The organism is Paenibacillus sp. LHD-38, from assembly GCF_031157315.1.
GTDB lineage: Bacteria > Bacillota > Bacilli > Paenibacillales > Paenibacillaceae > Pristimantibacillus.
The window spans coordinates 18,222-27,792 of record NZ_JAVIFU010000068.1 but is presented as its reverse complement, the minus strand read 5'-3'; the positions used below and the strand labels follow the sequence as shown (position 1 = coordinate 27,792).

Genomic DNA, 9,571 nt, shown 5'->3' with positions numbered 1-9,571 from the left:
GTTCATCCACTAGCGCACGCTCCTGGCGCTTGTCAGCAGAGCTCAGGTAGTTGTAATAGCCAGAGCGAGAGACGTCCAGTAGTTGGCAGAAATAACGTGTCATTCGCCCTAGGCCTAGTTGTACAGCTTCCTGAATAAGTTCAAACCGTTCACTCTTGCTTAGGTTTTTCCCGTCTGCTGTTAGCCTCCTTTCTTTCCTGTCTAACTTTTTTACATAATCCAGTTGATCCTCCAAAAGTCTAATCTTCGCTTCCTGTCTGGCAATGATCTCGTCGGGAGTCAATTTCCGTTTTAAAGGTCGTAAAACGGCTTCTTTGCGTGAGTCTGCTAATCCAATGATCCCGTTTTCTTCGTAAGCTTTCTTCCAACGGTCCGCACACTGCTCCACTCGTTTTATCCCGAGCACATCCACATTAAATCCATTGGTTTCGAAAATCTCTCGAGGTAAACAACCTAATAGGTATTGCTCGATAAACAGACGTTTGAACTCATCTGAGTAAGTAATCGATTTATCACTTACCCGTACGATAAACGGATTGTTTTCTAATTGTTCCTGCTCGTTTTTATTGAAGTGTTTTTTACTCATAAGCTCGCTCCCAACTGTTCATTCCAGTATACAAAAAAGGACCCATACGCTAAACACTTTTTCTAAGTGTCCAGTGTATGGGTACCAGTTTAGAGAGCACGCCTTTTTATGGTCGGATAACTATTTCCCAAAGGATTGAGGATCCTGTCTCCAAGCCTGCAGAGTTGCTACATCATCAGCTGCAACCTTGCCAAGCTCAACTGCTGACTGAATCAGTGCACTATAGTTGGACAACGTAGCAAGCGGTACTTGTTCAGCCTCAAATGCTTGCTTTGCGCTATCGAATTCATAAGTAAAAATAGCGAGAACCGCCAACACTTCCGCACCTGCTTCTCTTACAGCCAGCGCTGCTTTTATGGAGCTGCCGCCTGTTGAGATTAAATCCTCAATAACAACGACCTTTTGGCCAGGTAGAACTTTGCCTTCGATCTGGTTTTGTTTGCCATGACCTTTGGCTTTATCGCGAATATAGGCCATTGGCAAATTTAGCTTTTGTGCAACCCATGCCGCATGTGGAATGCCCGCAGTCGAAGTTCCTGCAATGACCTCAGCGTCTGGATAGCGTTCACGAATGATTGTAGCAAATCCTTCTGCGATGAGATCACGAATTTCCGGATAAGTCATGGTAAGTCGATTATCGCAATAGATCGGCGACTTGATGCCGGAAGTCCACGTGAAAGGATCATTCGGTTGAAGCGCAACCGCTTCGATTTCTAGCAGGCTTTTGGCAATTTGGTCAGGCAATTCGGTCAATGTTACTTTACTCATAGGAAGTCAGCTCCTCAATAATGGATTCTAATGCCGCTCTAGGGCTTGGTGCCGCTGTAATGGGACGGCCGATAACCATATAGTCAGTACCTTGACGCAAAGCCTCGCTTGGCGTCATGATCCGCGATTGGTCATTGACCTCGGAGCCCGCTGGACGAATGCCCGGGGTTACCGTTTTGAAGGATGCTCCGCATACCGCTTTAATCGCTTCAACCTCGGAAGGAGATGCGACTACGCCGTCCAAGCCAGCTTTTTTTGTCAGTTCTGCATAGCGGATAACGGCAGCTTCTACGGACCCGCTAATCCCAATCTGCTCATTTAGCATGGATTGGCTGGTACTTGTCAAATGTGTTACTGCGATTACCGCGGGCTTACGAAGTCCGCTGCCGGTAATCGCGATATCTACGCCCTCAAGCGCGGCTTCCAGCATCGCGCTGCCGCCTGCTGCGTGAACGTTGAACATATCGACGCCAAGTTTTGTTACGCTGCCAGCTCCGCCTTTAACCGTATTGGGAATGTCATGCATTTTCACATCAAGAAAAACGTGGTAGCCCCGTTCTTTCAAGCTCTGCACAAATGAAGGCCCTGCAGCGTAAAAAAGCTGCATCCCAACCTTCATATAACAAGTAATGCCTTGCAGCTCTGTAATTAAACGCTCAGCTGCAGCTGCATCAGGGTAATCCAGCGCTACCATAATCCGTCCAGCCGCTTGCTCGTTTGTCAACTTCATCCGGGATCACTCCATTTCTTTGCTGATTTGCATAATAAACGGCCATACGTTTGCTTCATGCTAAGCTCCTTCAGAAATGTAATCCTGAGGAACTTAGCGAAGCAATTAACGCTGGCCGTACTTTTAAGCTGCGATGAGCTTATTTCTTTTGAAGCAGCACCGGCATTGAGCGCGATGAGAAGTTCAACGTTTCGAGCATCACAAGCAATGCGCGTACCGTATCAAGCGATGTCATACAAACAACGCCATTCTCAACCGCTTCACGACGAATCCGGAATCCGTCACGTTCAGGAGCTTTACCTTTTGTCAGCGTATTAACGACAAACTGTGCTTGCCCTTCGCGTACAAGATCTAGAATGTTCGGCGAGCCTTCGCTTAGCTTATTAACAGTCGTAACGATTAAGCCGGCTTCTTCCAATGCTTTTGCCGTTCCGCCTGTTGCAATGATTTTGTATCCGAGGTTAAAGAAACCGCGAAGCAATTCCGTTGCTTCTTCTTTATCCTTATCCGCTACGGTAGCAATGATGGCACCTGATGTCGGAATTTTCATTCCTGCGCCGATAAGACCTTTATAAAGTGCTTTCGCATACTGAACATCGCGTCCCATTACTTCACCAGTTGATTTCATTTCCGGAGTAAGCGTCGGGTCTACGCGGCGCAGCTTCGCGAATGAGAAGACAGGTACTTTGACCGATACGTATTCATCTTCCGGCCACAAGCCTTCTACATAACCGAGGTCAGCGAGCTTCGTCCCCAGTATAGCTTTTGTCGCTAGGTTAGCCATTGGAATGTTCGTTACCTTGCTCAAGAATGGAACCGTACGCGACGAACGCGGATTAACTTCGATTACATAAACTTTATCTTGGTGAATGACGAACTGGATATTAACAAGTCCGATTACATTCAGTGCTTTCGTAATGCTGATCGTGATGTCAACGATTTGCTGCTTAATTTCTTCCGAAAGTGATTGTGGCGGGTATACCGCAATCGAGTCGCCGGAGTGAACACCAGCGCGTTCAACATGCTCCATAATTCCTGGAATAATAACGATATCGCCATCGCAAATCGCATCAACTTCTGCTTCTTTGCCCAGCATATAGCGGTCAATCAATACTGGATGCTCTGGGTTGATCTTCACGGCGACTTCCATGTAGCTTAGCAGTTCTTCGTCAGAATATACGATTTCCATGGCACGACCGCCAAGGACGTAAGACGGTCGAACAAGTACCGGATAACCTAGGCCCTGAGCAGTGATAACTGCTTCATCAACCGAGATTACGGTTTTACCATCAGGCTGCGCGATATTCAGGCTGCGAAGCAGAGCTTCGAACTTCTTGCGGTCTTCCGCTGCGTCAATACTCTCAAGGCTAGAGCCTAGAATGCGTACGCCTGCTTTGGAAAGCGGTGCTGCCAGGTTAATCGCTGTTTGACCGCCGAATTGCACGATAACGCCGATTGGATTTTCTTGTTCAATGACATTCATAACATCCTCGAAAAACAGCGGTTCAAAATACAGTCTGTCCGAAGTGCTGAAGTCAGTGGACACCGTTTCCGGGTTGTTGTTAATAATAACGGCTTCATAGCCGGCATTTTGAATGGCCCATACGGCGTGAACCGTTGAATAATCGAACTCAATGCCTTGACCGATCCGAATTGGACCCGAGCCAAGCACGAGAACCTTTTGCTTTTCGGTAACCGTTACTTCATTCTCCACTTCATATGTGGAGTAGTAGTAAGGCGTAGTAGCTTCAAATTCAGCCGCGCAAGTATCTACCATTTTATATACCGGCTTCAAGTTAAGCTTCACGCGTAGTGCGCGTACATCGTCTTCTGTTGTATGGCTGCCGTTAGGGAAACCTTCTTTACGAATCTCTGCGATCGAACGGTCAGAGAAACCTTTGCGTTTAGCTTCATACAGCGTTTGCTCGGTCAACGTTGATTCACTGCGCATACGATCTTCGAAGGCAATGATTTGCTCAATTTTATCAAGGAACCACCAGTCGATGTTTGTAAGATCTTGAATATCTTGAAGCTTGTAACCGCGGCGGAACGCTTCCGCTACTAGGAACATGCGCTCATCATCCGGTTTCTCAAGGCGTGAACGAAGCACCGCGTCTTCTAAAGAGGAAGCTTCCTTCAAGTGAATACGGTGAGCTCCGATTTCCAGCGAGCGGACTGCTTTATGGATCGATTCCTCAAAAGTACGGCCGATTGCCATAACTTCTCCGGTTGCTTTCATTTGCGTACCCAGCTTACGGTTCGCGTTTACGAATTTATCAAAAGGCCAGCGCGGGATTTTCGATACGATATAGTCGAGTGTAGGCTCGAAGCATGCGTATGTTTGGCCCGTAACCGGATTTACTAGCTCATCAAGCGTGTAGCCGATTGCGATTTTTGCTGCCATTTTTGCAATCGGGTAACCTGTCGCTTTGGAAGCAAGCGCTGAAGAACGGCTTACACGTGGGTTTACCTCGATTACATAATATTGATAGCTTTGCGGATCAAGCGCGAACTGTACGTTACAGCCGCCCTCGATGTTTAGAGCGCGAATGATTTTCAAAGATGCGGAACGAAGCATCTGATACTCGCGATCAGACAACGTTTGGCTAGGCGCTACAACGATACTATCGCCTGTATGCACGCCAACCGGGTCAAAGTTTTCCATGTTGCACACGACGATACAGTTATCGTTCGCATCGCGCATAACCTCGTACTCAACTTCCTTCATGCCTGCGATCGATTTCTCGATCAAGCACTGGCTGATCGGGCTGTAACGAATGCCGGAAGCAACAGTCTCGCGAAGCTCTTCTTCATTCGCACAAATACCGCCGCCTGTTCCGCCGAGCGTATAAGCAGGGCGCACAATGATTGGATATCCGATCGTGTTCGCAAAATTCACGGCATCTTCTACCGTTGTTACGATATCGCTATCAGGTACAGGCTGTTCCAGCTCGCGCATCAGGTCGCGGAACAAATCGCGGTCTTCTGCTTTTTCAATCGCTGTCAGCTGCGTACCGAGCAGCTTCACGTTCTCGCGTTCAAGAACACCAGCGCGTGCCAGTTCAACCGCCATGTTAAGACCAGTTTGTCCGCCAAGTGTTGGAAGAAGTCCATCCGGACGTTCTTGGCGGATAATTTGAGATACGAAATCAAGAGTGATTGGCTCGATGTAAACTTTGTCAGCCATATTCGTATCCGTCATAATTGTTGCAGGGTTACTGTTTATTAGTACAACCTCGTAGCCCTCTTCTTTGAGCGCTTGGCAAGCTTGAGTGCCGGCATAGTCGAATTCCGCCGCTTGTCCGATGACAATTGGACCGGAACCGATCACGAGAATTTTTTTGAGTTCATTATTTTTGGGCATACTGAAGCTCTCCTTTCAACGTCTCCGATATCACAGCTTGACGAGGTTTTTGTGGGTTATTTTTCTTGTGCGTACGGATCATTTGCAGGAACTCATCAAACAAGTAGCTGGAATCGTATGGTCCAGGAGCTGCTTCCGGGTGATATTGTACCGAGAAAGCAGGGAATGTATTGTGTTTAAGTCCTTCGATCGTGCGGTCATTGTTATTAATGTGCGTAACAGACAACGGTGTGTTGTTTACCGAATCTTCAAGTACCGTATATCCGTGGTTTTGTGAAGTAATGTAGCAGCGATTAGTCGCAAGCTCTTTAACCGGGTGGTTTCCGCCGCGGTGTCCGAATTTCAACTTTGTCGTTTCAGCGCCGCAAGCAAGGGCGAACAACTGATGTCCTAAACAAATTCCAAATATTGGATATTCTCCAAGCAGCTCGGAAATCATTTTTACCGCGTAAGGTACGTCCTTCGGATCCCCAGGGCCATTCGACAATTGAATGCCGTCAGGAGCTAAGCGACGAATTTCGTCTGCAGTTGTATTATGAGGTACGACAACCACATCGCAGCCGCGTTTTGTAAGCTCGCGCAAAATACCGCTTTTTGCACCGAAGTCAACAAGAACGATACGCTCGCCTTCCCCGGGACTCGAGAAAACGTTAGGTGTCGATGTGCGGGCTACTTGATCTGTCATCAGCTTAGAGATGTTCAGACGCTCAGCAAGCTCCTCAACGCGTTCGTTTCCTGTAGTGATAAGGCCCTTCATTGTTCCGTAGTTACGAAGTTTACGAGTAAGCATACGTGTATCGATTTCGCTTATGCCTGGAATGCCGTATTCCTTAAGAAGCTGACCAAGCGAATATTGCGCGCGCCAGTTACTTGGCAATTCTTCATGACGACGCACGACGAAGCCGTGAATAAATGGACGGACCGCTTCGAAATCATCGCGCGTGATGCCGTAGTTCCCAATTAGCGGATAAGTCATCGTTACGATTTGACCGCAGTAGGACGGATCGGAGAGAACCTCTTGGTAACCCGTAATTCCTGTATTAAATACAACCTCGCCCATCATTTGCGCTTCTGCACCAAACGAAAGGCCCGTAAACAACGTACCGTCTTCCAACAATAATCTTGCTTGCATCCGTATCACTCCTCAGGTGTTGATTGTTCCATATATTAGCTTAAGTAGTAGTTAAATGTTGTTATTCCGACCAAACGACAGCGCCGTCAACGATGGTAGCCACTGGCCAGCCGCTAAGCTTCCAGCCGCCAAAAGGCGTATTATTGCTTTTTGAAGCGAAGGTGCTTGGATCTACCGAACGCTCACTGTTCAAATCCACGATTGTCACGTCAGCAGGCGCTCCTTGCTCCAAACGACCCGTTGGCAGACGGAAAACTCGAGCAGGATCTGCAGTCATACGCTGTAAGAGGAAGCCAAGCGTCCATTTGCCCGTTTGTACGAACTTGGTATACAAAAGCGGGAATGCCGTTTCGAAACCAACGATGCCAAAAGGTGCTAGCTGAACGCCGCGCGCCTTCTCTTCCGCGCTATGCGGCGCATGGTCCGTTACAACCATATCAATCGTACCGTCCTCGATCGCTTCGATGACCGCTTGAACATCTCGCGGTGTGCGTAGAGGCGGATTCATTTTCCAATTCGCATCATCAAGACCCGGAATATCCTCGTCAGACAACAGAAGGTGATGCGGGCAAACCTCAGCAGTTACTCGCACTCCGATTTGCTTCGCCAGGCGAATAAGCCGTACCGATTGCTCCGTGCTTACATGGCATACATGGTAATGAACGCCAGTCGCTTCCGCTAACAAAACATCTCTTCCGACATGAATCGCTTCTGATTCATTCGGAATCCCTTTCAAGCCGTGCTTTCTTGAAAACTCGCCTTCCGATGCCCAAGCGCCTTCAACCAAGGTATCATCCTCGCAGTGAGCGATAATCGGCATATCCATTGATTTTGCCAAAGCCATGGCGTTTTTCATCATTTGAGCGTTTTGGACACCTACTCCGTCATCCGTAAAGCCAATTGCGCCTGCTTCCTTAAGCGAAGCAAAATCCGTCAGCTTGCGGCCCAGTTCATTTTTGGTGATCGATGCATAAGGCAGTACCTTCACAACGCCAACCTGTTCTGCTTTGTTCGTGATGTAGCGAACAGTTTCAGCTGTGTCCGTTACTGGACGAGTGTTCGGCATGCATGCGATCGTTGTAAAGCCGCCCTTTGCAGCAGAACGCGTGCCGGTCGCGATATCTTCTTTATATTCAAAACCAGGATCACGCAGATGGACATGCATATCAATAAAGCCAGCTGATACTAGCTTGCCCTGCGCATCGATAACTTCTGCGCTCCCAGTATCTGGCGTTTGCGCGCCGTCTATAATAGCTTCGATTTTCCCATTTTCGATGCGGATATGTTTACTTTCCAGGTTCCCGAAAGTTTCGTTCCATACGTTACCGTTAATAATCCATAATGACATATTGTTTTACCCTCCGGATTCGTTTGGTCTATGTTGCTGTTGTTAGCTAAGTGCGCGTTCTACGACTGCCATGCGAATCGGCACCCCATTTTCCATTTGCGGGAAAATTCGTGATTGCGGATGTTCCACCAGTTCATCGTCAATTTCTACGTTGCGGTTGATCGGTGCCGGGTGCATGATAATTGCATGATTTGCAAGCTTGCTTGCTCTTTCAACCGTTAGTCCGAAATGCTCGCGGTAACTTTCGGCCGAGCTCAACATGCCGCTCTCATGACGCTCAAGCTGTACTCGAAGCATCATGACCACATCTGATTTTAAAGCTTCATCTATGGTGACATAAGAAACATCCAGGTCGGTGGCTTGCATATTCGGCGGTGAGCAAAAGTTCACTTTCACTCCGAATTTTTGCAGCGCCCATAGGTTTGATCTTGCAACACGGCTGTGCAGCACGTCGCCGACAATCGTCACGGTCAAACCTTTAAGTTGTCCAAAATGCTTCCTCATCGTATACATATCAAGCAGTGCCTGCGTAGGATGCTCATTATTGCCATCACCAGCGTTGATTAATGGAACTTTGATCTTTGTCGCCAGCTCTGCAAGAACGCCTATCGGCTTCAAGCGGATAATACCTACGTCGATCCCCATCGATTCAAGCGTGCGAACCGTATCGTAAATGGATTCGCCCTTCTGTACGCTTGATACTGCGGCCGAGAAGTTCAACACTTCTGTTCCAAGGCGCTTCTCCGCAACCTCGAACGAAAAGCGTGTACGCGTGCTGTTCTCAAAAAACATATTGGCTGCAAATTTGCCTTGCATCGTATTGTGAACCTTAGTTGAATGATTTTCCCAATATGCAGCTCGATCAAGAATCGATTCAATCTCATCTTTGCTTAGCTCTTTTAATCCGAGCAAACTCCGTTGTTTAAGCTGAGTCATCGTCATCCGGCTTGCCCCCTCTGGTTAATGATGGTGACCTGATCAATTTGGTCGATTTCAGTCAATGCCACTTCGATTTGCTCCTGCTTAGAGGTCGGCACGTTCTTTCCGACAAAATCAGGTCGAATCGGCAGCTCTCGGTGTCCCCTGTCAACAAGCACCGCCAATTGGATGCTTTGCGGGCGTCCGCAGTCCATAAGCGCATCCATTGCCGCTCGAATCGTACGTCCGGTATACAACACATCGTCGAACAAAATGATTCGTTTGTCTTGAACAGTGAAGGGCACGCCGTCCGTATCGCCGATTGCGGCCGCAACCTCTATATCCGCTGAGATGGCCGCCTTCCGATCATCACGGTATTGCGTAATGTCAAGCTCGCTTACAAGCACCGGTTTGCCTTCGATTTCACCGATACGTTCCGCGATCCGACGCGCCAAGTAGATTCCCCGGGTTCGAATGCCTACGATTACGCAATTGTCGATCCCCTTGTTCTTCTCTACAATTTCGTGAGCAATTCGCGTTAATGCGCGGCGAATCGCCGTTTCATCCATGATGATTAAATGCTCTTCTTCCGTCATTTCCGCTGACTCCTTCCATTATCGCCCAAATGCCAGGTTGCGACAAAAAGCTCCTTGCAATAATCGCAAGGAGCTTGTGATAAGTCATGAAGAGATAGGGTACAGGCCGTCGCAGCTCTCGTCACAGAA

At 48.1% G+C, this 9,571-nt stretch carries 8 protein-coding genes; all 8 read right to left on the bottom strand.

Annotation, left to right across the window (positions count from 1 at the left end; all coding sequences use genetic code 11):
- Nucleotides 1-586 (bottom strand): HTH domain-containing protein (locus RCO25_RS31430; RefSeq protein ID WP_374992198.1); only part of this gene is annotated, 586 nt, incomplete at its 3' end.
- 120 nt (nucleotides 587-706) lie between these two features.
- Nucleotides 707-1,354, bottom strand: coding sequence for an orotate phosphoribosyltransferase (gene pyrE / locus RCO25_RS31425; RefSeq protein ID WP_309000015.1), 648 nt, complete (start codon nucleotides 1,352-1,354; stop codon nucleotides 707-709).
- Nucleotides 1,347-2,084: an orotidine-5'-phosphate decarboxylase gene (pyrF, locus tag RCO25_RS31420; protein ID WP_309000014.1), complete on the bottom strand. Its 738-nt coding sequence runs from the start codon at nucleotides 2,082-2,084 to the stop codon at nucleotides 1,347-1,349. Before pyrF ends, pyrE begins: the two co-directional genes overlap by 8 nt.
- A gap of 139 nt (nucleotides 2,085-2,223) precedes the next feature.
- Nucleotides 2,224-5,448 (bottom strand): carbamoyl-phosphate synthase large subunit, encoded by a 3,225-nt coding sequence (gene carB / locus RCO25_RS31415; protein WP_309000013.1) that lies wholly within the window; start codon nucleotides 5,446-5,448, stop codon nucleotides 2,224-2,226.
- Nucleotides 5,435-6,580 (bottom strand): carbamoyl phosphate synthase small subunit, encoded by a 1,146-nt coding sequence (locus RCO25_RS31410; RefSeq protein ID WP_309000012.1) that lies wholly within the window; start codon nucleotides 6,578-6,580, stop codon nucleotides 5,435-5,437. The genes carB and RCO25_RS31410 overlap by 14 nt, the downstream gene beginning before the upstream one ends.
- Nucleotides 6,581-6,641: 61 nt before the next feature.
- Nucleotides 6,642-7,928, bottom strand: coding sequence for a dihydroorotase (locus tag RCO25_RS31405; protein ID WP_309000011.1), 1,287 nt, complete (start codon nucleotides 7,926-7,928; stop codon nucleotides 6,642-6,644).
- A gap of 42 nt (nucleotides 7,929-7,970) precedes the next feature.
- Complete coding sequence (locus RCO25_RS31400; protein WP_309000010.1) at nucleotides 7,971-8,870, bottom strand: aspartate carbamoyltransferase catalytic subunit; 900 nt, start codon at nucleotides 8,868-8,870, stop codon at nucleotides 7,971-7,973.
- Entirely contained in the window at nucleotides 8,867-9,442 is a 576-nt protein-coding gene (pyrR, locus tag RCO25_RS31395) for a bifunctional pyr operon transcriptional regulator/uracil phosphoribosyltransferase PyrR (RefSeq protein WP_309000009.1), read from the bottom strand. The genes RCO25_RS31400 and pyrR overlap by 4 nt, the downstream gene beginning before the upstream one ends.
- Nucleotides 9,443-9,571 lie beyond the last annotated feature (129 nt).

Bases quoted from the DNA above. Each gene is read 5' to 3' on its own strand.
- pyrE (WP_309000015.1), bottom strand. From the start codon at position 1,354: ATGAGTAAAGTAACATTGACCGAATTGCCTGACCAAATTGCCAAAAGC.
- pyrF (WP_309000014.1), bottom strand. From the start codon at position 2,084: ATGAAGTTGACAAACGAGCAAGCGGCTGGACGGATTATGGTAGCGCTG.
- carB (WP_309000013.1), bottom strand. From the start codon at position 5,448: ATGCCCAAAAATAATGAACTCAAAAAAATTCTCGTGATCGGTTCCGGT.
- RCO25_RS31410 (WP_309000012.1), bottom strand. From the start codon at position 6,580: ATGCAAGCAAGATTATTGTTGGAAGACGGTACGTTGTTTACGGGCCTT.
- RCO25_RS31405 (WP_309000011.1), bottom strand. From the start codon at position 7,928: ATGTCATTATGGATTATTAACGGTAACGTATGGAACGAAACTTTCGGG.
- RCO25_RS31400 (WP_309000010.1), bottom strand. From the start codon at position 8,870: ATGACGATGACTCAGCTTAAACAACGGAGTTTGCTCGGATTAAAAGAG.
- pyrR (WP_309000009.1), bottom strand. From the start codon at position 9,442: ATGACGGAAGAAGAGCATTTAATCATCATGGATGAAACGGCGATTCGC.